Below are 26,343 nucleotides of genomic sequence, written 5' to 3'. Positions count from 1 at the left end.
AGTGCGACGGGAATTGTGCGGCACAAAATGCATCATCGGCGCCCAACGAGCTGGCGCAAGACATATGGGAGAATGCCGCCGTGGCGGTAATACTGCATTTCTTCCGGCGTATCGATTCTCGCGAGAACCTTGAATTCCTTCGTACCATTCGAATCCTTCGCGCGAACGACGAGCGCGGCGCGAGGCCGCAGCGACGCGTCGAGGCCGACGATGTCGTACGTCTCGAAGCCGGAGAGGTTCAGCGATTGGCGAGTTTCGCCGTTCGTGAACTCCAGTGGAAGCACACCCATACCAACGAGGTTGGACCGGTGGATTCGCTCGAACGATTCGGCGATCACGGCGCGGACCCCGAGGAGGATCGTGCCTTTCGCCGCCCAATCACGTGACGAGCCGGTGCCGTATTCCTTGCCGGCCACCACGACGAGCGGCGTTCCATGTTTCTGATACTCCATCGCCGCGTCGTAGATGAACGTCGGCTCGCCGCCGGGTGTCAGCGCCGTGTAGCCACCCTCCGTACCAGGCACCATCTCGTTCCGCAGGCGGATGTTGGCGAAGGTGCCACGCATCATCACCTCGTGATTCCCGCGGCGGGCGCCATAGGAATTGAAATCCTTTCGCTGCACGCCATGTGCGACGAGCCACTTCCCTGCGGGACTCGCGCCGGGAATGTTGCCCGCGGGCGAGATGTGATCGGTGGTGATCGAGTCGCCTAACAATGCGAGCGCGCGTGCTCCGGTGATCGAGCGAACGCCCGGCGCTTCCATGCCCATGCCGCTGAAGTACGGCGGATTCTTCACATAGGTGGAATTGCCGTCCCACGCGAACGTCTCACCGTGCGGCACCTCGAGCTTTTGCCAGAGCTCATCACCGCGAAATACGTCGGCGTACTGCGTTTTGAAAAAATCGCTCTTGACGCTGCGATTGATCTCGTCCTGTACCTCGGGAGGCGCTGGCCAGATGTCGCGGAGGAACACGGGTCCATCGCGACCAACGCCTAACGGCTCCTTCGTGAGATCGATGTCCATGCGCCCGGCCAGCGCGTAGGCAACGACGAGCGGTGGTGACGCGAGATAGTTGAAGCGCGTCAACGGATTCACGCGGCCCTCGAAGTTGCGATTGCCCGACAGCACGGCGCAGGTGACGAGCTTGTTATCTTCGATCGCTTTCGCGATCGGGTCCGGCAATGGGCCGGAGTTACCGATACACGTCGTGCAGCCATAGCCGACGATCTGGAAGCCGAGCTTGTCGAGGTATTGCTGGAGGCCAGATGCCTTGTAGTACTCGGATACGACACGTGAGCCTGGCGCCGTCGACGTCTTGACCCACGGCTTCACCGTTAGGCCACGCTTCACCGCATTGCGCGCGAGCATGCCCGCGGCAAGCATGACGGCGGGGTTCGACGTGTTCGTGCAGCTGGTGATCGCGGCGATGACGACAGCACCGTGGCGCAGCGTGAAGGTCTCTCCCTTATACTCTACCTTGACGCCGGCCTGTTCCGCGGCTGGCTCGTCGAGGACCGCGGTGCCCGCCACCGCAGCTGATCCGCCCTCCTGTGACGCGCGCCTCGCATCGCTGCCGCCGGCCGGCGAGCCAATCTTGGCGAGGTCTGTCTCCAACGCGTCGCGGTACATCTGCTTCGCGGCCCGCAGCGGTACTCGGTCCTGCGGACGCTTGGGGCCAGCGAGACTCGGTTCCACCGTACCGAGATCGAGCTCCAGCGTGTCACTGAACACGGGGTCCGGCGTCGCGTCGGTGCGGAAGAGGCCCTGCTCCTTCGTATAGGCCTCGACGAGCCGAACGTGTGCCTCCGGTCGACCAGTCAGGCGCAGGTACTTGAGCGTTTCCTCATCGACAGGGAAGAAGCCCATGGTCGCGCCATACTCGGGCGCCATGTTGGCGATGGTCGCGCGATCCGCGAGCGGCAGGCCCGTCAGGCCCGTTCCATAAAACTCGACAAACTTGCCGACGACCTTCTTCTGCCGAAGCATCTGGGTTGCCGTGAGCACGAGGTCGGTTGCCGTCGCGCCCGCGGGCAGTCGGCCGTGCAACTTGAAGCCGACCACTTCGGGAATGAGCATCGACACAGGCTGGCCGAGCATGGCGGCTTCGGCTTCGATGCCGCCAACACCCCAACCGAGCACGCCGAGACCGTTCACCATGGTCGTGTGCGAATCCGTGCCGACCAGCGAATCGGGATATGCGATCGTCTCGCCGTCTTCCTTCGACGTGAACACCGTCTTCGCGAGATACTCGAGATTCACCTGATGACAGATGCCGGTGCCCGGAGGCACGACGCGGAAGTTGCGGAATGCTTCCTGGCCCCATCGAAGGAAGACGTATCGCTCCTTATTGCGATCGACCTCGAGGCCGGTATTGATGAGATACGCGGCGTCCGTACCGTATTCGTCGACTTGCACCGAGTGATCGATGACGAGGTCGACCGGCTGGAGCGGATTGATGCGTTGTGCGTCGCCGCCGAGCTTGACGATCGCATCGCGCATCGCGGCGAGGTCGACGACGGCGGGCACGCCAGTGAAGTCTTGCAACAGGACGCGGCTCGTACGAAACGCGATCTCTTTCTGGACCCTGCCTTGAACATTCCACGTCGCCAATGCTTCGACATCGGTTCGCTTTACGAACGCGTCGTCCTCGTTTCGTAGCAGGTTCTCGAGAAGGATTTTGAGGCTGAAAGGGAGCCGGTCAGCGGTGTTTCCGCGGAGTTGGCGTAGGACGTCCAGACGAAAAATGGTGAATCGTTGACCATCGACGTCGAGCGTTGCGCGACTGCCAAAGGAATTGGAAGGCATTTGCTCTCTCGCTACGGCCGCGAGGACCGCTTCGAGGTTTCGGACGGAGCCACTGTCGCCGGCGCACGGTCGACGACAGGCTGAAACGCAATCTAGCGCGACGGGACGCAGTGCGGTGCGCGCTGTTGGCCACCGATCCACATCGCTAGCTTGCGCGCGATCGTTCTCCCATCTCGCTCCCCGAGACCCGTGTCAGATCTCGACGTCATCGATCCGGTCGATCTTGCCGCACGCATCATGGAGATCGACTCTACCAGCGGTCGTGAGAGTGCGGTGATCGATTGGATGCACGGCTTCTTGGCCGGGCGTGAATGGTCGGTGCGGCGCATACCGGTGTCAGCCGGGCGCGACGATGTATTCGCCGCACCCGCCCCGGGAGATGACTTTCCGCGTGTTACGCTCTCCACGCACCTCGACACCGTCCCGCCGTTCATTCCGCCGCGCCTCGTTGGCGAAACGTTACATGGTCGCGGGTCGTGCGACGCGAAGGGCATCGCGGCCGCGATGGTCTGCGCCGCGGAACGACTCCGCGAGCGCGGCGTGCCTGTGGGGCTCCTCTTCGTCGTCGGCGAGGAGACGACGCACGACGGCGCACATGCCGCGAACGAATTTGCTCGGGCCCGTCGTGGGGCGGCCCCGGTCGATTCGCGAGTACTCATCAACGGAGAGCCCACCGAGAGCACGCTCGCGGTGGGGACCAAAGGCGCGATGCGCGTGTTCATTCGCGTTGCCGGGCAGGCCGCGCACTCCGCGTATCCGCATCTGGGCCGGTCGGCGACCCGCGAGCTGGTCCACCTGCTCGCAGCGCTCGATACTGTCGAATTTCCGCGCGACGAGTTACTCGGCGAGACGACAGTCAACATCGGTCATCTCGCTGGCGGCATTGCCGACAACGTGATGGCGCCCGAGGCGGAGGCCCGGTTGATGATTCGCCTCGTCACGTCGCCTGACGAGGTGTGGCAGTCGATCGAGCGATGGGCCGCGGGTCGCGCCGAAATCGAGCGCGGACCGACGGTGCCACCGGTCAGGCTCGGTGTCGTTCCCGGTTTCGCGACGTCGGTTGCCGCGTTCGCGACGGACATTCCCGAGCTCGGCGAGTGGGGACGGCCGCATCTGTTCGGGCCGGGATCGATTCACGTCGCACATCGCGACGATGAGCATGTGCGAATCGAGGAACTGCGAGCGGCGGTGACGGCCTACGAGCGGCTCGTCGTCGCAGCGTTGTCCTCGTGAGCGACGAGGATCGGCTTTTTTCTCGCTCTTGAAATCAAGTGCCTAACAAGGATCTACAGGGGGAAAACGGACAGGGCCGGACAACAGCACGGACACCGCCGGACAAAACAGAAGAGCGTCCACGAGCTTTGAAAAAAGTCGCAAAGCGTTGGTCTTCGAGGGGCCGATAAAGCAGATCCCTCGCTGCGCTCGGGATGACGGTCGAGTTTATGCCGCGTCGGCCTCTGTCGGACCACGCTGCGCCGGGTTCGACGACGACGGCGTTAGGCGCTCGATCTTTCGCACTTCGATCGCGCATGTCGGGCAGTGATGAACGAAATCGCCGTCGGCCGTCGACCAATCCGCGGTGCGCGATCGCGCGAACGCCTTGCCGCTCCCGTCCATTCCCATGACCGCGGGCGCGAGAGCCACGCAGAGGCCGCACCCGATGCACTTATCCTTGTCGACCTCGATCGCGACGCGTCGGCGGGGATAAACGCCGCCCGGCTGTTCGAGGACCGCGTCGAAGTCCTGCAGGGCCAGCGATGCCTTACGATACCCTTCGTCCATGCTCGCCGCCGCGTTGCCGAACGAGAGCCAATCCTGGCCGAGCTTCGGACGAATGAGAAGCATGGGCGGCCTGTCCCAGCGAACCAGCGGATACTGCTGCAGCGCGTGCATCATCGTCGTCGCGGCACGCATGTAGATCGACGCGAACCCTTGTGTCACGATGTCATTCGTCGGTGAGAGATCGGAGCTCCCGACGTCGACCGCGATCACGGCGTCCGCGTCGACCGAGGCCGCACCGACCGGCAGATTGTCGATCACGCCGCCATCGACGCAGAGGCGGCCACCCACTTCGCCCGGCGGAAAGAAACCAGGCAGCGCACACGACGAATACACCGCATCCTGCACCCATACGTCACGCAACCCGGGCAAGCCCCACACGAGCTGTGTGCCGCGCGTGATGTCGACGGTATTGACGAGCAATTGCGCACCGAGATCGCTGAACTTCAGCGCGGGGACGATGCTGCGACAGAGATCACGGAGGGGCTCCTCGAGATAGATCGATGGAGACCGCATTCGCTCGAGGAGCATTCCAAAATGATTGATGCGGAAGAGATCGCGGCGGCGGAGGCTCTCCGCGCGGCGCGCCATCTCCTCGACGGGCATGCGTCCGACGGCAGCAGCGGCGATGAGCGCGCCGATGCTCGTGCCCGCGTATACGGTCGGTTTGATTCCTTTTTCCTGGAGAGCGCGGAGCACACCGATGTGCGCAAAACCCTTCATTCCGCCGCCACCCAACACGAGCGCCACGCGCTTGCCGCTATTGCCGCCGGTCTGTTTTACCATCGTGCGTTCTTGGGCTCCATCTTTCCTTTTGGGCGGACAGTCATTGCAGATACCTATACAAGCCGTACAGCCCAACGACGGCACCACCGACCATGAAGACGTCACCAGCTGTGTCGCCGACGATCGCGCCGACGAGAATGGCCGCGCCGCCAACAATCATGAGTGCTTGCGATTGGGTCAGACCAGCACCACTCGCGGCCGACGGTGAGGTCAAGGGCGGAATACTCTGCTGGACCGCGACGCTCAGCGCTGCGCGCGTGGGACCGACGTTCTGCGCGACCGGCGCGGAAGAGACAGGCCGGTTGAAGAATGAAGTATCGGTGAGCGACTGCGCTTGGCTCGCGGGAGCACGCAGGACGAGGGCGAATACGGATAGTGATAGCAGGGCAGCACGAGATCGTACGTTCATCGCTTTCTCCTTTCGAGGTCTCGTGAAACGGCGAAAGATCCGCGCCATTCCGCGAATCTGCCCAGAAAGATGACGCCTATCCCGCCGCTGGCGTCAACGGCGATTCGCGATTATCGAGCCGGTGGCGCACGCTCGTAGCGCGATCTAGTGTTGAGGGCGATGCGCGACCATGAGACACGAGACGAGCGCGAGCTTGCGCCAGATGGCGCACTGATTCGCGCCGTCGGCGTTTGGGGACTGACCGCGGCCATCGTCAACGTAACGGTTGGCGGCGGCATTTTTCGTCTGCCATCAGGGGTCGCGGCATCGCTTGGCGCCGCCGCACCGATCGCATACGTCGTTTGCGCGATCGCCATGGGCCTCATCGTGCTCTGTTTCGCCGAGGCGGGAAGTCGTGTTGCCCTGACCGGTGGACCGTATGCGTACGTCGAGGTGGCGTTCGGGCCATTCGTCGGATTCCTGAGTGGCGCGTTGCTGTGGGCTGGAGTCACGGCGGCACTCGCTGCTGTTACGAGCTTCTTCGCCGATTCGCTCGTAGCGCTCCTCGCGGCGTTCGCACCACCAATCACTTCGACAGTCGCTCGCGTGATTGTGATGTTGATCATCCTCGGCGGGCTGACGGCGTTGAACATTCGGGGCGTTCGCGGCGCAAGCCGGTTCAACTCCGCGATGACGATTGCCAAACTGCTGCCGCTGGCCGTTCTAGTTGTCGTTGGTGCATTCGCCCTGCAGCGCACACACCTGATCTGGCGTGAAGCGCCCTCGGTTGGCGCGATCGGTCGAAGCTCCGTCCTGCTCATCTTTGCTTTCCTGGGCGTCGAGACGGCGCTGGTCCCGAGCGGAGAGGTGAAGGATCCCGCGCGCACGGTGCCGCGCGCAGTGCTTCTCGCGATCGCATCGATCGCCGTGCTATACGTGGCCGTGCAGATCGTGGCCCAGGGTGTTCTCGGCGCGAGCCTCGCGACGTCGACGACGCCAGTCGCGGACGCGGGGGGCGCCGTTTTCGGTCCATGGGGACGCACGCTGATCCTCGTTGGATCGACCGTGAGCATGTTCGGTTATGTCAGCGGGATGACCCTCGCCGTGCCGCGAATGCTCTTCGCTTTCGCGCGCGACGGATTCCTGCCCCGCAGCGTTGCTGCCGTACATCCTCGCTTCCGTACGCCGTACCGAGCGATCGCGATTCAAGCGGTGCTGGTCGCGCTGCTCGCGGCCTCCGGAAGCTTCGAGAAGCTCGCGATCGTGGCGAATGGAGCGGTGCTGCTCGTGTACGCGACCTGTTGTTTGGCGACGGTGGCGTTGCGTCGACGTGACGTGCGCGCAGGTGGCGTTCCCTTCAGCATCCCGGCGGCCGGACTCGTACCTTGGCTGGCCCTGGCAATCCTCGTGGCCCTACTGGCGACGCTCCAGCGGGGCGAATGGCTCGCGGTGCTCGTTGTCGTGGCCGCGGCGGTTGTCGTGTTCGGCGTCGCGCGGTCGCGCCGCGGCCCAGCGATCGCCGAGTCGGTCGGGGATTGATGGGCGATCCGCTGCTCTCGTTTCGAGGGGAGTTTCCAATCCTCGAGCGCACCACGTATCTCGTGTCGAACTCATTAGGCGCGATGCCGCGGGCTGTTCCCGACCGGCTCGCCGAATACGTGGACGAGTGGGCTGAGCTAGGCGTGCGCGCGTGGGCCGGGGAGCACGGATGGTGGCGGAAGCCGGTCGACGTCGGCGACGAGATCGCGCCACTGATCGGCGCGGGCCCCGGCGAAGTCGTGATGGTGCCTAACGTCACGATGGGCCAGGCGACGGTACTGTCGTCGCTCGAGTATTCAGCGCCTCGCAATACGATCGTGATGACCGAGCTCGACTTTCCTTCGGTCCGTTACGTGTACGAGTCGCTCGCCAAGCGCCTCGGTGCGAGAATCAACGTTGTGCCCAGCGAGGATGGCATTTCCATCGATACGGAGCGGCTCCTCGGGGCGATCGACGAGCGCACGCGGCTCGTCGCGATCTCACACGTGCTCTTTCGCTCGGCGTTCGTCATGGCTGCGGAGGCGATCTGCCGGCGCGCGCACGAGGTCGGCGCGCTCGTGTCCCTGGATGCCTTCCATTCGGTGGGGGTCATGCCGGTAGACGTGCGGCGACTCGGAGTCGACTTCCTGACCGGCGGCGTGCTGAAATGGCTGTGCGGTGGCCCTGGCGGCTGTTTTCTCTACGTCGCACCACACGTCTCGGACCGCCTATCGCCGGCGCTCACCGGCTGGCAGGCACACGCGCGGCCGTTCGCTTTCGAGAAAACGATGGAATACGCCGACGACGCGTTTCGGTGGCTCGGCGGTACGCCGGTGGTTCCGGCGCTCTTTGCCGCGATCGAAGGGCCGCGCATCATCCGTCGCGCTGGCATCGATCGGATTCGCGCGAAGAGCATGCGCCAGACGGCGCGCCTGATCGAGCTCGCTGATGCGCATGGCTTTCGCGTCACCGCGCCGCGCGATCCGGAGCGGCGCGGCGGCACGGTGGCGTTGGATGTGCCGCACGGACACGAAGTGTCGGAGACTCTGCTCGCAAACGATGTGTTGGTCGATTATCGACCGAACGCCGGCATCCGTGTCGCGCCCCACTTCTACACGAGCGACGCGGAGCTCGAGCGCGTGGTGGCGATGATCGCCGACATTCTCGAGTCGGGCGACTGGCGTGAGCATCAACCTTCAACCTGATCCACCAATGTCTTTCCTCGCGCGCCTAACCGCCGTCGCCATCGCTGCATCAGCGGTATTCGCTCCCTCACCCGTCGAAGCGCAGCGCGCGGATACGATCGCGCTGCACCGAACGCTCGATTCGCTCAGCCGGCACTTTCACGGCGTGCTCGGCTACTCGATCGACAACCTGGATACCGGCGAACGCCTAACGCTTCGGGGCGACGAGACCTTCTCGACGGCGAGTCTGATCAAGGTCCCGATCCTCGTCACTCTGTACGACCTGTCGGAGAAGGGGCAGATCTCGCTCGACGATCAGCTCACACTGCTCAAAATCGATCAGGTGCCAGGATCGGGCGTGTTGCAGTTCATGCATCCGGGAATGACGCTGAGCGTGCACGACGCAGCGGTGTTGATGAGCATTCTGAGCGACAACACGGCGACCAATCTCCTGCTCGACAAGATCGTCATTCGCCGCGTGTGGCAGAAAATGGAAGCTCTCGGACTCCCACACACGAAGGTCCACTCGAAAGTGTTCCTCCGGATAGCGAGTGTGGCCATGGACAGCTCCGCGAAATACGGACTCGGCGTCACGACACCGAACGAAATGGCGCGCTTGTTCGAGATGCTGGCGAACGGCAAGGCAGTGAGTCCAAAGGCAGACTCGGCGATGCTCGATATTCTCGCGAACAATGAGGATATGGAGAGCATGCAGCGAACGGTGTCCGGATTGGCGGTGCCTCATAAGACGGGCGCAACCGATTCGGTGCGGACCGAGTGCGCACTCTTTCGGCTGCAGAGCCGAGTCGTCGCGTGCGCGCTCACGAAACAAAATGCGGATACGCGATGGGTCGTGGACAACGAGGCACAGCTCGCGCTCGGCAAGATCGGAGAGGCGATACTGAGAACGTGGCCGCGCAAGCCGGAGCACGCCGACGATTCTCGTTGAACAACAGCCGGGCACGACCTATGCCACCAATGGAGTCGATGATTCGGAGGATTCCCGTGAGGCTACGCTCAGCAACGACTGCAATCGCGCTCTCCGGCGCGGCACTGCTGGTGCCGGCACTGCTTCCGGCGCAGTTCACGACGTACGTCGCTCCGCCGCGCAGGGCCGCTGCCGACACGGCCAGGCCGAAGTCGCCAGCGACCGTGGCGAAAGCGCGCGCCGACAGCGCGAGCCGAATGAGCCTAACGGAGATGAAGACGTGGGTGGACTCGGCGGCCGGCACGAGCACGCCAGCGGTGTCCATTGCTGACACGGCGCTTGCGAGCGTCGACACGACAACGTTGCCGCCGCGACCTGCGCCAGCACGAGCGCGCTCGACGACGACGTTCTCGAGCGGCGCGATTGCGCCGAATACGGCGACGTCGCTGCCGACGCTGCTCGTCGTCGGAGTAGGGCTCGTCGCCGTCGGGGTCCTGGTGCTTCGGTTGCGCCCGCGGGGCACGTAGCGGTCACATGATGGAGTCCCGCTTCGAGCTGACGAGACGGACGCTCGGTGCGACGTTGTGCGTCCTCGGCGTCGCAATGCTTGTGTACGCTGGCGCGAAGTACACCTCCGGTGCCCTTCGCGCAGACTCGATGCGCCGGCAATGGAACGAGCAGCAGGCGCAGGCACTTGTATCGCAGGCGCGAGCGCGAGCCGGCGATCGGATGTTGGGCATCGATCATGTGGCGATCGGAGCGCCCGTCGCCCGCCTGCACATTCCGCGCATTCACCTCGACGAGATAGTCATCGAGGGAGTCGGCGACGACGAGCTCAATGCCGGCCCAGGTCATCTACCCGGAAGCGCGCTTCCGGGAATGACCGGCAATTCGGTGATTTCGGCGCATCGTGACCGGCATTTCCGACGGCTGGACGAACTACAGCTTGGCGACACCATCCGCACGGAAACGGGTCACTCGACCGATTCCTGGGTCATTGTCGAGCGACGAATCGTCGGCCGCGCCACGCCGGCGCTGTTCGGGTCGAAGCAGCGGCTGCTCACGCTCACAACCTGTTGGCCCGTCCGCTACTTCGGCGACGCGCCGGACCGATTGATTCTCAGCGCGAGGCCTGCCGGCGCATCCCAACGCTCGAGCCTGGCAGGATCGAGTTGACGCTTTGGCGACGTCTTAGCTTATCGGCGTGCGCACTGACATTACGCTCGATTTCTCGCCGCCGGTTCGACACGCACTCGATCACCAGGAGCCTGTTGTAGCGCTGGAGAGCTCGGTCTTCGCGCAAGGTCTTCCCATACCGGCAAACGCCAACGCAGCTCGGCGCATGTTCGGAGCGGTGGAGGAACGTGGCGTCGTCCCAGCGATCACCGCGATCTCACGCGGTCGTCCGACGATCGGTCTGGAGGGCGAAGACCTGAAACGCTTTCTCTGTCGCGACGGCGTACGAAAGGTGAGTAGTCGCGACCTTGGTGCAGCGATGGCGCTGCGCGCCGACGGCGCCACGACGGTAGCGGGAACGCTTGTGCTCGCTCGGCTCGCGAACATTCACGTCTTCGCAACCGGTGGCATCGGTGGAGTTCATCGACGAACTCGCGGAGAGCTCGAGCGCAACGCGCAGGTGCGAGATGAATCAGCCGATCTTCTCGAGCTTGCGCGGTCGCGTCTCGTCGTCGTGTGTGCCGGGGCGAAGTCGATTCTGGATCTCGCGGCAACGTGGGAGCGACTCGAGACGCTCGGCATCCCGGTGATTGGATATCGGACGAGCGAGCTCCCGGGCTTTTTTTCCGCGCAGACCGGGATTCAGCTGAATGTGCGCTGCGACACGGCCGATGAGATTGCGGCCATAGCGCGCAGCCACTGGTCGCTTGGCAACGGCGAAAGTGTGTTGGTCGTGCAGGCTCCCCCGGCGGAGCAGGCTATGCCAGGCTCGGACGTCGAGCGCGCGATTGCGCAAGCGTTGCTGGATGCAGAACGCAAGGGCATCGAAGGACCTACGCTCACGCCGTTTCTCCTGGAGGCAGTCAGTCGTTTGACTAATGGAAGGTCGCTCGACGTCAACCTTGCGCTGTTGGAGAACAACGCGGCGCTTGCAGCGGATATCGCGCGTTCGCTTGCGGCGTAATAAGATGTGACAGTGACGGAATTCGGTGCAGTTGATGGGCGATGCGCGATCACTAATGCAGCATCGTGCGTGCGTTTTGTTGCGGTGAATTCGCGCCCAAGCAACACCATTGAACTTGACGGAAACGCCGGGTACTATAGGCAAGGAACATCCTCAGAGCTGGAGGCTTGCTCACGATGCCCACCCCGTTCCTGAGTTCGGAAGAGTACGACGAGCGCGCCCATCAGCTTTACAATGAAGGTCAGTACGAGGAAGCGCTGCGTGTGCTCCGAGAGGGACTCGCGCTCTATCCGAACGCCGTGGAGCTGCACATCGGGGTGGGGTATGCCCAGCTGGCGCGTGAAGAGTTCGCCTGGGCGCGTCGTAGCTTCGAAGACGCGCTGGTGCTCGAGCCCGAGCACGAGGATGGATTGGCCGGGCTTGGCGAATCGCTGCTGAAGCTGGGCCAGGACGAAGCGGCCCTGCGCTGCTTCTATCGGACGATGGAGCTGGGCTATGGCGACGACATCGACCTGATGCTGCAAATCGGTCGAGCGCTATTCCGCGAGGGTTCCGTCCGCGAGCGTTCCGATTTTTTCGAGTCAGCGAAGGAGTTTTTCGAGACGGCAGTACAGCAGTCGCCCGATTCGGCAGAGGCTGTGTCGTGCGTCGGCTACACGCAGCATCGCCTGGGCGACGACGACGGTGCGCTCGCATCGCTGCGTCGCTCGCTGCAGCTGGACAACGAGCATTCCGAAGCGCGCATCTATCTCGCGAACATCCTGTATGATCGCGGGGAGTATGAGGCGGCCTTGTATCATCTCGAGCAGACCACTCCGGATGATCACTGGGACGAACTCGGGATCTGGCGGCTGATCGAGTTGAAGCGAACGCTTTACAAGGTCTCGGAACAGGATCCGGAGTTGAAGCCGTGGGACGAGCGTCTGTCGGAGTTGGCGGCCGATCTCGACGACGTCGACGAGCTGTTGCTGGAGCTCGATCCACGGCATAGCGCCGACGAGAGCTCACGCGAGGCACAGATCGCTCGCGGGCAGCTCGAGCTTTTCGGCACGCTGCTCAGCGGCTTGGCGGAGCAGAAGGAGGAAGCCGATGCGGCGCACCAGATCGTTGCTCGAGACGGCAGCAAGTTCGCCGGATCGTGGGAAGAGATCGTGATGCGTATGCGTGACACGTTAGGCGATCCAACGCACACGATGGATGACTTCATGCGTCGCGCGGCGCGACGCGGCTTCCGGGAGACGGGCGTCCAGATTCCGACGCACGACGCGGAGAGCTTCATCAAGGGCAGCGCGGACGCAGGTCTCCTCCGAATCGTCCGGTGACCGACGTCGCGCGACGAAGCGCGCTGGCCGCCCTCGATCGCGCTCGACCGGCGATCGCTCGGTTGGACCAGTCGCGCCACTTCGAAGAGCTTGCGGCGGACTTGATGGAGAGCTGGAGCGCGGTGGAAACCGCGCTCCGTTCGCTCGTAGGGGGCACCACGTTGAGTGGCCAGCCGCTCCTTCGCGAGGCACGACAGCGTCAGCTGCTCTCATTCGAGCAAGCGAACGCGCTGGCGGAATTTCACGCCGCGAGCGAGCGCGCGCACGCGACCGATTACGAGCCGACGCCCGCCGATCTCGACGCCGCCCGCGATGCGTTTCTCAAGTTTGAATCGGGATTGATGGCGGATCAGGCGGGCGCGGTGGCACCGGCGCCGATCACACTCAACACCGAGGGAATGCGCAGCTCCCCGCTCGGCGCACCCGAGCGCGTTCCGCCGCCGCGCGACGGCCTCGAGCCATGGATCAAGGCGGTGCTCGCCGGCGTCGTCGTATTGCTGCTCGTCGGTTTGGGTTTTGGCGCGTACTCACAAGGCTGGTTCGGAAAGAAAAACGACGCACTGCAGTCTGGTATCGATGCCTATCGGCGTGGTCAACGCGAGCAGGCTGTTGGTGAGTTCACGAAGGCGGCACGCGACAACCCGAACGATCCGCTTCCCCACGTCTATCTGTCGCGGATGGCCCGGGAAGTCGGCAACATGACTATTGCCGGACAAGAAGCCCAGACGGCAGTCTCGTTAGGTCCGCAGAACGCGGTGGCGCTGCGTGAGCTCGGTCTGTATTTGCTGAGCGCTGGAAACTACGATCTCGCGCGTCGTTTTCTGACGCGAGCGGTAACAGCCGACACCAGCGATCACATGGCGATGGGTTATCTCGGCTGCACAATGATGCGGCTCGGCCGGTCCACCGAGGCGCAGGTCTGGCTCAATCGAGCCGGCCAGGGAGACTGGAGCCGATGCGCGACGGCCCAGGTTCCTCCGATGACGGGGCAGCCGGCACCGGGCATGACGATACCACCGACGGGTGCGCCGCACCCTTAACGAGCGAAGCCCACTGGCCGGTTCTCCGTTCGTCCGTTTCGAGCGCGTCGGCAAGACCTACCGCGGATTTCGCCGACGTGTCGAGGCCGTTGTCGACGTCAGCCTCGAGATTCAGGCCGGCGAGGTCTTCGGACTCGCCGGGCCCAACGGAGCTGGTAAGAGTACGCTCATCGCGCTCCTCCTCGGGTACTTGAAGCCCACGAGCGGGGTGATCGCGATCGGCGGTCATCGTCCGCGAGAGTTCGTCGAGCGACATGGCGTCGGTTATCTGTCCGAGATCGTAACGATTCCGCCACGATGGCGGCTCGAGGAAGCTCTCTCGCGGTATGCGCTGCTCGCCGGCATCGAGCCGGCGCAGGTGCGGGGACGCATCGTGGAGCTGGTGGATCGGCTTGGGCTGGCCGAACACTGGGGCAAGCAGATACGCCAGCTCTCGAAGGGAAATCTTCAGCGAGTCGGGTTGGCGCAGGCGCTGTTGCACGACGAGCAGCTGGTGATACTCGACGAGCCGACGCACGGTCTGGATCCGGTGTGGACGCAACGCTTTCGCGAGATCGTCGCCGATTTGCGAAGCGCCGAGCGCGCGATCTTCATCGCGTCGCACAATCTCGACGAGCTGCAGCGGATCGCGGATCGAGTGGCGATCATCGATCACGGGCGTGTGCAGCGCGTGGTGCAAACGCGTGCGACCGGCGCTGATGCGGGAGCGATTCCGTATCGCATCGTCATCGCACAGGGCACGGCCACGGCGCGGGAGTTGTTGCCGAACGCGCGCGATGTTGCCGTGGACGAGTTGGAGCTTCCACCGATGACGCTCGCGTCGCTCAATCAGTCGTTGCATGCTCTGCTCCAACGTGGAGTACTCATCGCGTCTGTCGCGCCAGTGTACTCGTCGCTCGAGCGCGAGTTTCGGCAAGCGGTCGAGGGCGCATGACAAAGCCACGCGATGCTCGACTCGGACGGTACTTCTGGTGGCAGTATCACGACTACATGCTGCATCAGGCGCCAGCCACGACCGCCGTGCTCATCATGTATGCGTACCTTACGTTGATGCCGATTCTCAACGGCTCCCTCACGAATAGCCGCGTGTACACGGTATCGACGCTGCCAATGACGGTGGTGCAGGGTTTCTTCAGCGACTCGATGGCTTCGTTCATTCTGCTCGGGACGCTCTTCGCGACGAACGGTATCGTCGCCACCGACCGGAAGACCGGCTACTTCCGGTTCTACTTCGCGAAGCCGGTGAGCGCGCCGCGCTTCTACACGAACGCTTTCATCGCGAACGGGAGCGGGCTGCTGACGGTGAGCCTCCTCCTGCTGTTCGCGTTCGCGCTTCTCGTGCGCCCGATAGTACCGCTCAGCTTCATTCCGGTCATTGCGGCGATGTACGTCGCTTTCGGCGGCATCGGCTTCATGCTGTCGACCATCTGGCGCTTCGACTGGTTGTCGCTCGTGACTGTCGGGATCGTGTCGTCGCTCGGCTGGGGCATGTGGGGTGAGGATCCAGGCATCAGGGGCTGGCTGGTCCATCTGCTTCCTCCGATGCACCGAACCTCGGAGTTGTATGCGTACGTGGCGGGAACGACGTCGAGCTTCCCCTGGACGACACAAGTCTGGCTGACGGCCTACGGAGCGACATGCTTTCTCATCGGACTCTGGATACTCCGCACGCGTTCGCTGGCGACGCAGTGATGTGATGGCTCGGGCGATTAGCTTGTTCACATGACCACCGCTGCGACGCTGTTTGCCATCGAGCCTGCGAGCGTGCACCGAACGGTGCTGCCGAATGGCCTGAAGGTTTTGATCAAGCCCGATTTTTCCGCGCCCGTCGTCGCGATCGTGACATTCGTGAGCGCGGGTTATTTCGACGAGACGGATGACGTCGTCGGCATCGCCCACGTGCTCGAGCACATGTACTTCAAGGGCACGCCAACGCGAGGTGTCGGCGAGGTTGCCAAGCAGACGAAGGCCGTTGGCGGGTACCTGAACGCGGCGACGATTTACGATCACACGAGCTACTACACGGTTCTTCCGGCGACGGGATTCCGGCAGGGACTCGAAGTCCAGGCGGACGCATATGCCAATTCACTCATCGACACGGACGAGTTGGCGCGCGAGCTCGAGGTGATCATTCAGGAGGCGAAGCGAAAGGCTGACAGTCCGCCGGCCGTGGCAACGGAGACGTTATACGAGTTGCTCCACGACAAGCATCGCATTCGACGGTGGCGCATCGGCCGTGAGCCAGGGTTACGCGCGTTGACACGCGATGCGTTGCTCCGGTTCTATCGAAACTTCTATCACCCGGCCAACACGGTGTTGTCGATCGTCGGGGCGATCGATCCGGACGACGCGATGCGAGAGGTGGAGCGGCTCTACGGTGTCCTTCCGGGCGGCTCGCCGCAGCGTACGCCGGGGCCTAACGAGGAAGGCATCGGCGGCTTTCGCTACCGCGAGATGACGGGAGACATCGGCCAGACGCAGATCGCGATGGGCTGGCGTACTCCCGGCACGTTACATATCGACACGCCAGCGCTCGACCTCCTCGCGATGGTTCTCGGCGCCGGTCGCGCGTCGCGGCTGTATCGCGCCGTCCGCGAGCGCAAGCTCGCGTCGGCCGTGAGTGCGTACGACTACACGCCGACAGATCTCGGCGTTTTCGTCATACATGCCGAAACGCCGCCAGCGACGACGGTCGAAGCGGCGCGCGCAATCTGGGACCAGCTGCGACGCGCGCGCGAAGAAGCAGTCGGGGAGTACGAGCTCACCCGTGCCAAGCGGTTGTACGAGTCGCGCTGGGTTCGCCGACTGGAGGACATGGAGGGTCAGGCGAACTATCTCGCGGAGTGGGAAGCGCTGGGTGATTGGCGGCTCGGCGATTGGTATGTCGAGCGGCTGTTGACGACGACGAGCGAGCAGGTCGCGGACGTCGCTGCGCGGTATCTGTCGCCCGAACAAGCGGGCGTGATCGTGTACCGGCCTAACGGGAGCGCCATCGTCGCCGAGAATGCTGGCGCGATGCTCACGCTGGTCGACACCGGCCATCCGGAGGGGCTGCCGGCGAGCACGCCGTATCAGCCAGGCGAGCCGGCGCCTCACGTCGCCGGGGTTCGTTTGCAACGCGTCGAGGCCGGCGTGCACGTGTACGAATCACGGTCCGGCCTGCCCATCCTCGTTCGAGTCAAGGCAGCCGCGCCGCTCGTGCACGCGGGCGTGTTCTCTCTTGGCGGGGCGAGCGAGGAGACGGACGCCAGCGGTGGCCTAACGACACTGATGGTACGCACGGCGCAGAAAGGAACGGTGAGCCGCACCGCGCTCCAGATCGCCGAGGAAGCGGAAGTACTGGGTGGCAGTGTCAGTGGCTCGGTGGGGTCCGACAGCTTTGGCTGGACGATCTCGGTGCCGACATCGTACGCGGCCGCGGCGATCTCACTGCTCGCCGACGTGGCGCAACATCCGACGTTCGACAACGACGTACTGGACACCGAGCGCACCGTGGCGATCGCCGATGTGATCGCCGCGCGCGACGACATGTTCCGCTATCCAATGCGTCTCGCGACTCAGGCCGCGTTTCACGGTCACTCGTACGGCGTGCCGGCAACGGGGACGGAAGAATCGCTGCGCGCCATCGAGCGGACGCATACGCTCGTATGGCATCGCGAGCACGTGCTTGGGCCGAGCGCGTCGCCAGTCGTCGTCATCGTCGGCGACGGTGATCCCGAAGCGCTCGCAGAGCTCGCGGCGCGCGAATTCTCCGAATTGGGGCGGGGACACACCCCACGTCTCGTTACTCCTGAATGGCCGAGCGGCGTGACGACGTCGGCGGAACGGCGCGACAAGGCGCAAACCGCGATGGGTGTACTGTTCCCTGGGCCGTCGCGCAGCGATCCCGACCGATTTGCCGCGGCGATGATCGCGAGCGTCGCGAGTGGGTTGGGAGGCCGCTTCTTCGACGAGTTGCGTGACAAGCAGTCGTTATGCTACACCGTCACCGCATTCAACTCGTCGCGTCGCGCGGCAGGGACGTTCGGGGCATACATCGCGACATCGCCGGAGAAAGAAATCGCTGCGCGCGACGGCCTGCTCGCGCAGTTCCAGCGGTTGCGTGACGAGCCGGTTTCACCCGAGGAGCTCGTACGTGCGCAAACGTACGCGATCGGCGTGCACGCGATCCAGCAGCAGAGTGGGAGCTCGGTGCTCGGCGACGTCGTCGATGCGTGGCTGTTCGGCGAGTTGAGTGATCTCGAAAGTTACGAAAAGAACGTCAGGGCGGTGACGGCGAGGCGAATGCAGCAGCTCGCGCAAGAGAACTTCGATCCGGATCGGCGCGTCGAAGGGATCATTCGGGGCATCGCTCGGGCCGTTTGAATCCCTTTCTGGACGTCGTGCTCAGGGCGTCGGCGTCGTCACCGTCGCCTCTCGTAAGGCTCGCATGGCTCCCATCACGTACAACGTCGCCTCGCGCAAGCGGCCGCTTGGCGAGCGAAGACCGCGCGCCTGACCGTAGTCGCCCGCCTCGTAGACCACCAGGCCCTTGATCGCCGGGTGCGCGGTCGCCCACGCGAGCGCGTCCCAGATGGCTTGCGTCTGACTCGCTTCGCCGTGCGCGAGCGGATAGCCGCCGGCAGCAAATATCCAGTGTGGTTTCGATGGAGGGACGACCGCCATCCATCGATCGGCGGTGCGTGTGTACGCATCGATTGCTTCGGCACCGCGCCGGTCGGGAAAGAGCGAGAATCCGAGAATGTCGATCGGGGACGCGGGACCTGCGGCCCACGCGTACAGCGCGCTGTCGCGCGAATCGAACGCGGACGCGGAGAGTCCGATGCGAATACGCCGATCGACGGATTTCGCCGCCGCGGCGGCGGTGGTGAGGTAATCCTCCCACACCGGAAGCTGCAGGCGGCCGAGGAGCCGTTCGCCAACGCCATAGGGGTCCTCGGCGGGGAGCAGAATATCCGGCCGCAACCGCCTAACGATCCGGCGGATCGCGGCGATCCTCGTGCGCGGATCGAGCGGTACGTGCCGCAACTCCGGGAGCAGCTTGCCGCGGTAGCCAAGGGTGACGATGAGCAGCGTGCTGTCGCGTTGCAGCTGATCGAGCGCGTGCGCCAGTGAGTCGAGGACCTGATTCGTGACGTCGGGAACGACCGTGACGGCGACGACGTCGGCCGTCAGCGTATCCGCGAGCGCCAGGTCGCTCTCGACCGCTGGTGGGGGCGGCGGACTGCCGATGTCCGGAAAGAGCTTCACACCGATGGAGAAATCGCCTTCGGGTCGCTCGGTGAGACGATCGGTCGCGTGCGCGCGGTAGCTGCGCACGGCTTTGATCGCGACCGGCAACTGGAAAGCGATGCCAATCGACCAACCCAACGCGACGGCGGAGAGTAGCGCGCGGAAGCTCGCCGTCACCGGTCGCAGCGCCGGGAACGCCGGAGCGATCATCGGCACATTGAGGTATAGCGGATTGGAGATCGCCGCCGATGTCGTCGCGAGCGAGAGGGCCGCGGTGTGCGAGGCGAGCAGCAGCAGGAACGGATACGACGGTTCGACGCCGCGCGACGCCAGGTAGCGAACGATGCCGGCGGCGGCGATGATGACGTCGTAGATCGCGATCGGAATACCCCACGCGGGGTTCACGACGCGACGCGCCAACGCATACACGGCCTGCGCGGCGAACACCGCGAGCAACGCCGGCCAGATCCAATCGACGTAGAAGATCGCTCGACCCGTGACCGCCGTCGTGGTCGCGAGCGCGACGATGAGCGCCGGCAGAACGAGCAGCCCGGCGAGACCGGTGAGCGCCGCAAATGCGCGCGGCGCCTGCGGCACGCGCGCAATGCGGCCCGCCAGGACGATGTCCCAGACGATAATGACGAGACAGAGCGCGAGGTGCGCCGGCGGGAGCCAAACGCTCATGAGCAAACGCTCAACATGTCGCTGTCGCTAAGCGCGATCACGCGCATCGCGATGGACGGTGCGCGCGGTCAGTCGGCGCGCGAACACGTCGATCGCTCGCGATGCATCGATCGTGCGGGGCGCAAGGACGTCCACCAACAGCAACTCCCGCTCAGGGACCGCATGCACCGTGATGTGGCAATCGTCGTGCAAGAGCGCCGCGGTGAGCCCGCCGGCCTTCCTTTCGCGCATCGCCGGCAGGCCAGCGGCGTTCATTCCGGCCGCGCTCGCAGCGGCGACGACCAGGCCGCCGATCATTGCGCGATCGGCCAATTGATTCGACGGCACGCCGACAAAATCGGCGACGATGTGCTGGTAGTCGCGAGACAAGCGTCAGGGCACCGGCCGTCGGGTTGCGCCGTGCGGTCGACAGGATGCGTTCAAAGCCAAGCTAGGCCGCGCGCTGAATGGTGGCAAGCTGCGCGCTGGAAAGCGCACCGGGCGACATCTAGCTTTCCTGCGTCATGCACGGACTGCGCTCGCGCGTCGAGCTTCACTGGCTTCTCATTTCGCTCCTCGCGCTCGCGCTGCCTTCGCGCGCTGGCGCGCAACAGGCTTCGCGTCCTTCATTTCCGCCGTTCGAGCTGCGCGTCGATGCTATCGATGTCAGCTCGGTGAATTCCGGCACGCTACAGGGCGGAGTCGGCGCGAACATCCCGCTCGGCTTCTACGTCAGGCTGGAGATCGACGGAGCGGGCGGGGTGACGCGAAGCGATAGCGTCAATCACAACAGCGCTCGTGTCGATGCGCTCGCGCGCTTTCTGCTGGATCCGTTCAACGACGCGACGTGGGGTTTATCCATTGGTGGCGGCATGAGCGCGATGTTCGCGCAGGGATCAACGACGCGTGAATACCTCGTCGTCGTCATCGACCTCGAAGCGCCGCATGTCAGCGGCGTCACGCCCGCATTGCAGCTCGGCCTCGGCGGAGGTGCGCGCGTGGGCATCGTGCTCCGGCCGTATCGGCGAGGGCAACGGTAGTCGAAGCAGTTTTACTATGCTCTAACGAGTGACGCCCCCATCCGTGCGATGGAGGCGTCGATCTACGACTCAAGCCGCGGAGACGTCGGCGGCATCGTGCTTTTTGGGCGGTTGTGCGAAGCGTTCGCCAAGTTTTCGCAGCTCGCCGAGCTGTTCGGCGCTGAGCTCGGGGAAGCGCTCAGTCATGTACTGCATCGTTTCGCTGAACCAGTCGCCTTGATGCTCGGGAGCGGATTCGACGACGCCGCACCGCATAATGTGTTGAAACAGCTCGTCCCGTGCCTCCTCGAAAGGCGACGGGGCCGCCGCTGGGCTCCTGCTTCGGTTCTTCTGTTTGGCCATGTACGCGTCTAAAGGGTGAAATGCCGTGACAAATCTAACGAGGCGCAGCCTCTCCTTCTACAGACGCGCTCGCACCTGAAATCGTTGGCTGAGTCTTCACAATCGAGAGCGTGCAGGAGTCATTCCGAACGAAAGTTCAGGCGACGCTTTGCCATCACGACAGGCCGTCTCATGCGACGCTCGCACCATCGAACTCCAGCACGAGATTGACGAGCGTTTCGGGCGACTCTTCGGGGACTAATCGACCGATCGTTGGCAGCCGTACCAATCGGCAGCCGGGAATTTCCTCCGCGAGTCGCTCGGGCGCCGGCATGTCACGTCCGTGCGGAGGAAGAAAGCGATCCTGTTCTCCCCACACGATGAGCGTTGGCTGATCGATCTGCGAGAGCTCGATCTCATCGAGATCCTCCGCATCGATCGAGCGCGCGAGAATCTGCAGATGACTGAGTCCCTCGCTTCCGACATACGGCGCGAGATACCGAGCGACGAGCTTGTCGGGCATATGCGCGGGATCGGCCACGCTCTGCGTGAGCAGATCACGCATCAGCGGCGCGGCGCCGAGAATGCCGCGCGAAATGCGAAACACATAACGACCGGTGTTTTTCTGGAGTTCCTTGACATCCTCGGCCGGAACATTGTCGTACGCGATCGGGTTCACGAGTACCATGCGTTCGACGCGCTCCGGTCTCGTGGCGGCGAGCCGAAGCGCAACGGCGGCGCCGAGGTCGACGCCGACGACGGTCGCACGCGCGACGCGCAAGGCCGTGAGCGCGCGATCGAGATACTCCGACTGCGCCGCAATGCCGAAGTCGGCATCGAATGGTCGGTCGGATTCGCCGTAGCCAAACAAATCGACGGCGAAGGCAGTACGATTGGCGAGCGCAAACTCAGGCGCAACGTTCCGCCAGAGAAAGCTGCAGGTGCCGAATCCGTGAACGAGAAGAACGGCGGCGCCGCCATGTCCGTAGCGCTCCACATGCATGGAACCGGGTCCCACAGGAATGCGCAGCAGATCGGCGTCGATGGGGAGCCTCCTCGGTGAAAGAGGGTATTACGTGCACGCGTCGGCGCGGCAGATGCGTTCTTTTTGGCGGCGGTGAATCGTCCATTAGACGGGCGTCCAGCCAGCCGCGCTGCAATGCTATTCTCGAAGCGTGCCAAGGCAAGCTGCGGCTGGTAGTTGGTGGCGGTAGTTAGTCGTTGGTTGTCACGAGCAACCCACAACTAATCACCAATCACAAGCTTGACCGAAGTTGGTCAGACCATAGCTTCCCTCCCTCACTGACGAGACGGCCAGCTGCATGGCGGACGAGTCGAACCAGCCGGAACAGACCTACGACGAAGGCCGGGCGCGCAATCTCGAGGCGCTTTTGCGTGCCCTCGCCTCGAGGATTCTGGAACTGGATGCGCAGGGTCGGCTGCTCGGTGAGGCGGGAGAGCTGATGCGTCTGATTGGTGACGTGAAGAGCGAGCTCTTTCATTACGAAGTCAGAGCGACATACGATACTCCGGACATCGCCGAAAGCCGGCGGATCGTGCGCGACGCCCAGGACAACGACACCGAAAAAGCGAAATGGGACAGGACCGAATGGACGCCGGACGAGGAAGAGGATCCGGAGTGGTGAAGCAGACGCCTGGCAAGGGCAAGCGCCAGCCACAACAGACAAAGAACTCGACGCGCGTCTTCTATCTGGCGCTCGCTATAGTGGCCGTCGCCGGCATCGGCGCGCTGACGTGGATGTCAAAGCGGCCCGAGGCTCGTGACGCGAGTCCATTTGACAGCACGCTGCCGAAGGTCCAGTCGAACGGTTACGTCATAGGGTCCACGGCGGCTCCGATCGAGGTGATCGAGTTCGGCGACTTCGAGTGTCCACAGTGCGCTCGCTTCGCGAGCCTCACGGAGCCCGACGTGCGCACCCGTCTCGTCGACAAGGGAATCGTCCGATTCCGCTTCATCGACTTTCCGCTCTCGATGCACCGGAACACCTGGCCGGCTTCGCGGGCGGCTGCGTGCGCCGACGAGCAGGGGAAGTTCTGGGAGATGCACGACGCGCTCTTCCAGGCGCAGGATCAATGGAACGGGGAAACGACGAGCAGCCCTAACGACGTCTTCAAGGGCCTCGCGAAGCAGATCGGCTTGAACCAGCAGCAATTCGATCAGTGCGTCGACACCAAGACGACGCAGGCGAAGGTTCAGGCGCACGAAGAGTTGGCGATCCAGCAGCACATCAACGCGACGCCCAGCTTCATCATCGGCGGCAAGATTCAGGAGGGCGCGCTCACGTACGACGAGTTCAAGTCGCTCGTCGACGCGGCGCTCGCGAAGTCGGGCTCGCCAATGGCAGTTCCGACCGACAGTTCGAGGCAGCCAGGCGGGAAGAAAGCCCCAACCAAGCGTTAGGTTCGATGAGCCGGCGCATGGCCATGGCGCTGATCGCCCTGATCGGCGTCTTCCTCTCGCTGTATCTCACGCTCTACAAACTGGGCTACATCGGCACGCTTGCCTGTGGCAGCGGATCGTGCGAGTACGTCCAGCTGAGCAAGTGGGGTGACTTTCTCGGCCTTCCGGTCGCCGCCTGGGGCGTCGGCTACTACCTCGTCGTCCTCGTGCTGTCCTTTGCGGGCGTGCAGGAGCGATTCGCCAAGTCGGCGCGCCTAACGAAGACCTTGGTATATGTGACAGGCCTTGGGCTACTGTTCTCGATCTGGCTGACGTACTTGGAGCTGTTCGTCATCCACGCGTTATGCCGATGGTGTCTTGGCTCGGCGGCGACGACGATCGTGCTGTTCGCGCTCGCGGTGTGGGACCAACGATCTACGCCCGCTTGATCGTCCGCTCGCGGGCCTCCGAGGCTTCGCCAAGCCGGAGCTTGGGACGCTCGGACTCGTCGGACTCCTGGGCACGACGCCGATACGGCACCAGATCCTGGCCAAGCACAACGAGCGTGCGCGTCGCAACCGTGCTGGCGAGCGGTTCGGGTATCGACATCTCGCGGATGTAGGTGTCGATCGCCCTATCGAACGAGAGATCTTCGGCGAGCGTATCTACGAACATCAGCGCGTTGTCTACGTGTGCGCGGATGATAGACTCTTCGGCGCGCGCTTGGGCGAGCCGAAGCCGCCGTTCGGCGGCGGGCTCGAGCTTGCGGGCGAAGATCGTTTCCGGAAAGAGTCGCCTGAGAAAGCCGGCCATAGGTTACGAGGAAGCTACTCAATGAGGTAAGGCAGTGTCTATGCCACCGAGCCGCCGGTGCTATCATACCGCATGAGCCAACCTCTCCACGAGCAGGTCGGTGTCGCCGTCGGGCTGCAATATGAGATAGACGGCGAGATCGGCCGCGGCGGGATGTCGGTCGTCTATCGCGCGCTCGACCGGCGTCTCAATCGGCCAGTTGCGATCAAAGTCCTCCCGCCAGAGCTGGCGCACGACCCGGCCATTCGGACGCGCTTCACGCGGGAGGCGCAGACCTCGGCCCAGCTCTCACACGCGCACATCGTGCCGATCTACGACGTCGGCGAACGGGAGGGGTTGGCGTACATCGTCATGGCGATCGTGACTGGCGGCAACCTCGCGATGTTGCTCACACGCGAGCCCCGCCAGCCGCTCGATGAGGTGCGGCGACTGGTCGCCGAGATCGCCGACGCATTGGCATATGCTCATCTGCGCGGCGTCATTCATCGGGACGTCAAGCCCGACAACATCCTTCTCGACGAGGCTAGCGGCCGTGCGATGGTCACCGACTTCGGCATCGCGCGCGCGATCGAGGCGAGCACCCGCCTAACGGTAACGGGAATCGCGGTTGGAACGCCCGGCTACATGTCACCGGAGCAGGCGGTGGGCGACCGGGAGATCGATGGACGGAGCGACGTCTACTCGCTCGGCGTTCTCGGTTATCAAATGCTGACGGGGCGCCTACCGTTCAGCGCCGCGAATTCGATGGCGCTGTTACTCAAGCATGTGTCCGCGCCGCCACCTCCCGTTCTGGAGCTCCGCCCCGACGCCCCGCGCGCTCTTCGCGAGGCGATCGAGCGCGCGCTCGCGAAGTCGCCGGAAGACCGGTGGCCGACGGCCGCGGCGATGCGGGACGCGCTGCTGTCAGATCGAGTCGGTGGGCCGTCGTGGCGTGCTGAGCATCGCGAGCACGTGCGCTACACGTCGCCACGTCCCGATGGAGGGCGCGTGGAACCGGTCCAATCGAACGTACCACGGCGCGGCACCGACATCGCCGAGCCGCGGCCGAATCCGCCGAGCGCCAAGCTGCCTAACGGAATCAAGCTCGAGCCGGATCATCTGACGTCCTTCACTCCGGAGCAACGTTCCGACCTTCGACTCTGGCACGGTCGCGTCAATCTGATGGACCGAATCAAGGCAATGCGGGGATACGCGCTGCTCACTCTCGGCGCGGCGGGACTTGGCATCGCCGGGTTCATCGCCGGCGTCAGTGAAGTGCCGCCGCTCGTTCTTGCACCGCTCGTGCCGATCTACATGAGCGTGAAGCTGTGGAGACGAGGCAAGTCGCTGCGCCAGAGTGGCCTCCGGTTGCGTCGCGTTCTGCTGATGCCGCGAGCCCGACACGCGTTCCCGACCCAGCCGCGTACGGCGCAGCAGCACCGGTTGGAGAAGGTCGCGCCACGCGAGGTCCTCGACAGCCCATATGGCACAGCCGTTCGGCGCGCCGTAGAGGATCGCGCCGCGATTCTCGAGATCGCCGCAAGGTTGCCAAAGGAGGAACGCGCGCAACTCAAGGAGCTGGAGCCGACGATAAAAGCACTCGTCGAGCGCGTGTCGCAACTCGCACAGACGGTGCACCGTCTCGATCAGAGTATCGATCCGAATCTCACGGAAGAGATCGAGTCTCGGATCGCTGTCGCCGAGCGGGAGCGGAGATCGCCGGAGGGCGATCGGCAACTCGCGCTGCTGCGGCGGCAACGTCTCACGCTGGACGAGCTGGTGCAGCGACGCGTGACTCTGGCCCGTCAGCTCGACAACGCGGCGCTCACGCTCGGCAATCTTCGTCTCGACCTGATCAAGCTCCGTTCATCGGGACTGCAGTCGGCGCTCTCGGACGTCTCGATGGCGACGCAGGAGGCGCGCGCATTGTCGCGCGAGATCAGCGCGGTGCTGGAGGCGTCGGCGGAGTTAGAGAAGCTTTGAACCGCGGCAACAGGTGAAC

At 64.1% G+C, this 26,343-nt stretch carries 25 protein-coding genes; 17 read left to right on the top strand and 8 right to left on the bottom strand.

The window, feature by feature from the left end:
* Positions 1-32 precede the first annotated feature (32 nt).
* Positions 33-2,807: an aconitate hydratase AcnA gene (gene acnA / locus VGH98_12975; GenBank protein HEY2376884.1), complete on the bottom strand. Its 2,775-nt coding sequence runs from the start codon at positions 2,805-2,807 to the stop codon at positions 33-35.
* Positions 2,808-2,996: 189 nt separating this feature from the next.
* On the opposite strand from acnA, the gene VGH98_12970 reads away from it, so the two are divergent.
* A complete protein-coding gene (locus VGH98_12970; GenBank protein ID HEY2376883.1) occupies positions 2,997-4,040 on the top strand; it encodes a M20/M25/M40 family metallo-hydrolase in 1,044 nt (347 codons plus the stop codon).
* Positions 4,041-4,247: 207 nt separating this feature from the next.
* Here VGH98_12970 and VGH98_12965 read toward each other — a convergent pair whose 3' ends face one another.
* On the bottom strand, positions 4,248-5,372 hold the full coding sequence (locus VGH98_12965) for a patatin-like phospholipase family protein (protein ID HEY2376882.1): 1,125 nt from the start codon (positions 5,370-5,372) through the stop codon (positions 4,248-4,250).
* A gap of 40 nt (positions 5,373-5,412) precedes the next feature.
* A complete protein-coding gene (locus VGH98_12960) occupies positions 5,413-5,781 on the bottom strand; it encodes a hypothetical protein (GenBank protein ID HEY2376881.1) in 369 nt (122 codons plus the stop codon).
* Positions 5,782-5,940: 159 nt separating this feature from the next.
* On the opposite strand from VGH98_12960, the gene VGH98_12955 reads away from it, so the two are divergent.
* From VGH98_12955 to VGH98_12905, 11 genes are all read left to right on the top strand, one after another.
* Positions 5,941-7,299, top strand: a complete 1,359-nt coding sequence (locus VGH98_12955; GenBank protein ID HEY2376880.1) for an APC family permease — start codon at positions 5,941-5,943, stop codon at positions 7,297-7,299.
* A complete protein-coding gene (locus tag VGH98_12950; protein HEY2376879.1) occupies positions 7,299-8,483 on the top strand; it encodes an aminotransferase class V-fold PLP-dependent enzyme in 1,185 nt (394 codons plus the stop codon). The genes VGH98_12955 and VGH98_12950 overlap by 1 nt, the downstream gene beginning before the upstream one ends.
* Before the next feature lie 7 nt (positions 8,484-8,490).
* On the top strand, positions 8,491-9,411 hold the full coding sequence (locus VGH98_12945; protein HEY2376878.1) for a serine hydrolase: 921 nt from the start codon (positions 8,491-8,493) through the stop codon (positions 9,409-9,411).
* A 56-nt stretch (positions 9,412-9,467) separates the two neighbouring features.
* Positions 9,468-9,917 carry a hypothetical protein gene (locus VGH98_12940; protein HEY2376877.1) on the top strand — a complete coding sequence of 150 codons (450 nt, stop codon included), beginning with the start codon at positions 9,468-9,470 and terminating at the stop codon, positions 9,915-9,917.
* A gap of 7 nt (positions 9,918-9,924) precedes the next feature.
* Positions 9,925-10,566, top strand: coding sequence for a class D sortase (locus VGH98_12935; protein HEY2376876.1), 642 nt, complete (start codon positions 9,925-9,927; stop codon positions 10,564-10,566).
* Between the two features lie 28 nt (positions 10,567-10,594).
* Positions 10,595-11,530: a pseudouridine-5'-phosphate glycosidase gene (locus VGH98_12930; GenBank protein ID HEY2376875.1), complete on the top strand. Its 936-nt coding sequence runs from the start codon at positions 10,595-10,597 to the stop codon at positions 11,528-11,530.
* A 176-nt stretch (positions 11,531-11,706) separates the two neighbouring features.
* Complete coding sequence (locus VGH98_12925) at positions 11,707-12,852, top strand: tetratricopeptide repeat protein (GenBank protein HEY2376874.1); 1,146 nt, start codon at positions 11,707-11,709, stop codon at positions 12,850-12,852.
* Positions 12,849-13,892: a tetratricopeptide repeat protein gene (locus VGH98_12920; GenBank protein ID HEY2376873.1), complete on the top strand. Its 1,044-nt coding sequence runs from the start codon at positions 12,849-12,851 to the stop codon at positions 13,890-13,892. Before VGH98_12925 ends, VGH98_12920 begins: the two co-directional genes overlap by 4 nt.
* On the top strand, positions 13,876-14,826 hold the full coding sequence (locus tag VGH98_12915) for an ABC transporter ATP-binding protein (GenBank protein HEY2376872.1): 951 nt from the start codon (positions 13,876-13,878) through the stop codon (positions 14,824-14,826). The genes VGH98_12920 and VGH98_12915 overlap by 17 nt, the downstream gene beginning before the upstream one ends.
* A complete protein-coding gene (locus VGH98_12910) occupies positions 14,823-15,584 on the top strand; it encodes a hypothetical protein (GenBank protein HEY2376871.1) in 762 nt (253 codons plus the stop codon). Before VGH98_12915 ends, VGH98_12910 begins: the two co-directional genes overlap by 4 nt.
* A gap of 30 nt (positions 15,585-15,614) precedes the next feature.
* The gene (locus VGH98_12905) at positions 15,615-18,257 is read left to right on the top strand and encodes a pitrilysin family protein (protein ID HEY2376870.1); all 2,643 of its coding nucleotides are present in this window, start codon (positions 15,615-15,617) and stop codon (positions 18,255-18,257) included.
* Positions 18,258-18,278: 21 nt separating this feature from the next.
* Here VGH98_12905 and VGH98_12900 read toward each other — a convergent pair whose 3' ends face one another.
* Together VGH98_12900 and VGH98_12895 are read right to left on the bottom strand one after the other, a co-directional pair.
* Complete coding sequence (locus tag VGH98_12900) at positions 18,279-19,808, bottom strand: hypothetical protein (protein HEY2376869.1); 1,530 nt, start codon at positions 19,806-19,808, stop codon at positions 18,279-18,281.
* A gap of 27 nt (positions 19,809-19,835) precedes the next feature.
* Entirely contained in the window at positions 19,836-20,177 is a 342-nt protein-coding gene (locus VGH98_12895; protein HEY2376868.1) for an S-adenosylmethionine decarboxylase, read from the bottom strand.
* A gap of 134 nt (positions 20,178-20,311) precedes the next feature.
* Here VGH98_12895 and VGH98_12890 point away from each other — a divergent pair, with 134 nt between their 5' ends.
* Entirely contained in the window at positions 20,312-20,827 is a 516-nt protein-coding gene (locus VGH98_12890) for a hypothetical protein (GenBank protein ID HEY2376867.1), read from the top strand.
* 69 nt (positions 20,828-20,896) lie between these two features.
* Here the strand turns inward: VGH98_12890 and VGH98_12885 are convergent, their stop codons facing one another.
* Positions 20,897-21,169 carry a hypothetical protein gene (locus VGH98_12885; GenBank protein HEY2376866.1) on the bottom strand — a complete coding sequence of 91 codons (273 nt, stop codon included), beginning with the start codon at positions 21,167-21,169 and terminating at the stop codon, positions 20,897-20,899.
* 169 nt (positions 21,170-21,338) lie between these two features.
* Complete coding sequence (locus VGH98_12880) at positions 21,339-22,151, bottom strand: alpha/beta hydrolase (protein ID HEY2376865.1); 813 nt, start codon at positions 22,149-22,151, stop codon at positions 21,339-21,341.
* A gap of 319 nt (positions 22,152-22,470) precedes the next feature.
* Between VGH98_12880 and VGH98_12875 the strand changes: the two genes are divergently transcribed.
* The 3 genes from VGH98_12875 to VGH98_12865 are packed head-to-tail and all read left to right on the top strand — an operon-like array spanning position 22,471 to position 23,998.
* On the top strand, positions 22,471-22,794 hold the full coding sequence (locus VGH98_12875; GenBank protein HEY2376864.1) for a hypothetical protein: 324 nt from the start codon (positions 22,471-22,473) through the stop codon (positions 22,792-22,794).
* Positions 22,788-23,570, top strand: coding sequence for a DsbA family protein (locus tag VGH98_12870; GenBank protein ID HEY2376863.1), 783 nt, complete (start codon positions 22,788-22,790; stop codon positions 23,568-23,570). Before VGH98_12875 ends, VGH98_12870 begins: the two co-directional genes overlap by 7 nt.
* 17 nt (positions 23,571-23,587) lie before the next feature.
* On the top strand, positions 23,588-23,998 hold the full coding sequence (locus VGH98_12865) for a vitamin K epoxide reductase family protein (protein HEY2376862.1): 411 nt from the start codon (positions 23,588-23,590) through the stop codon (positions 23,996-23,998).
* Here the strand turns inward: VGH98_12865 and VGH98_12860 are convergent.
* Positions 23,985-24,362 (bottom strand): hypothetical protein, encoded by a 378-nt coding sequence (locus VGH98_12860; protein HEY2376861.1) that lies wholly within the window; start codon positions 24,360-24,362, stop codon positions 23,985-23,987. The two genes, VGH98_12865 and VGH98_12860, sit on opposite strands and share 14 nt — an antisense overlap.
* 72 nt (positions 24,363-24,434) lie before the next feature.
* Here VGH98_12860 and VGH98_12855 point away from each other — a divergent pair, with 72 nt between their 5' ends.
* Positions 24,435-26,324 carry a protein kinase gene (locus VGH98_12855; protein ID HEY2376860.1) on the top strand — a complete coding sequence of 630 codons (1,890 nt, stop codon included), beginning with the start codon at positions 24,435-24,437 and terminating at the stop codon, positions 26,322-26,324.
* Positions 26,325-26,343: the final 19 nt, after the last annotated feature.

Source organism: Gemmatimonadaceae bacterium, from assembly GCA_036496605.1.
GTDB lineage: Bacteria > Gemmatimonadota > Gemmatimonadetes > Gemmatimonadales > Gemmatimonadaceae > AG2.
The sequence above is the reverse complement of the archived record's forward strand: the minus strand, read 5'-3'. Positions and strand labels throughout refer to the sequence as shown.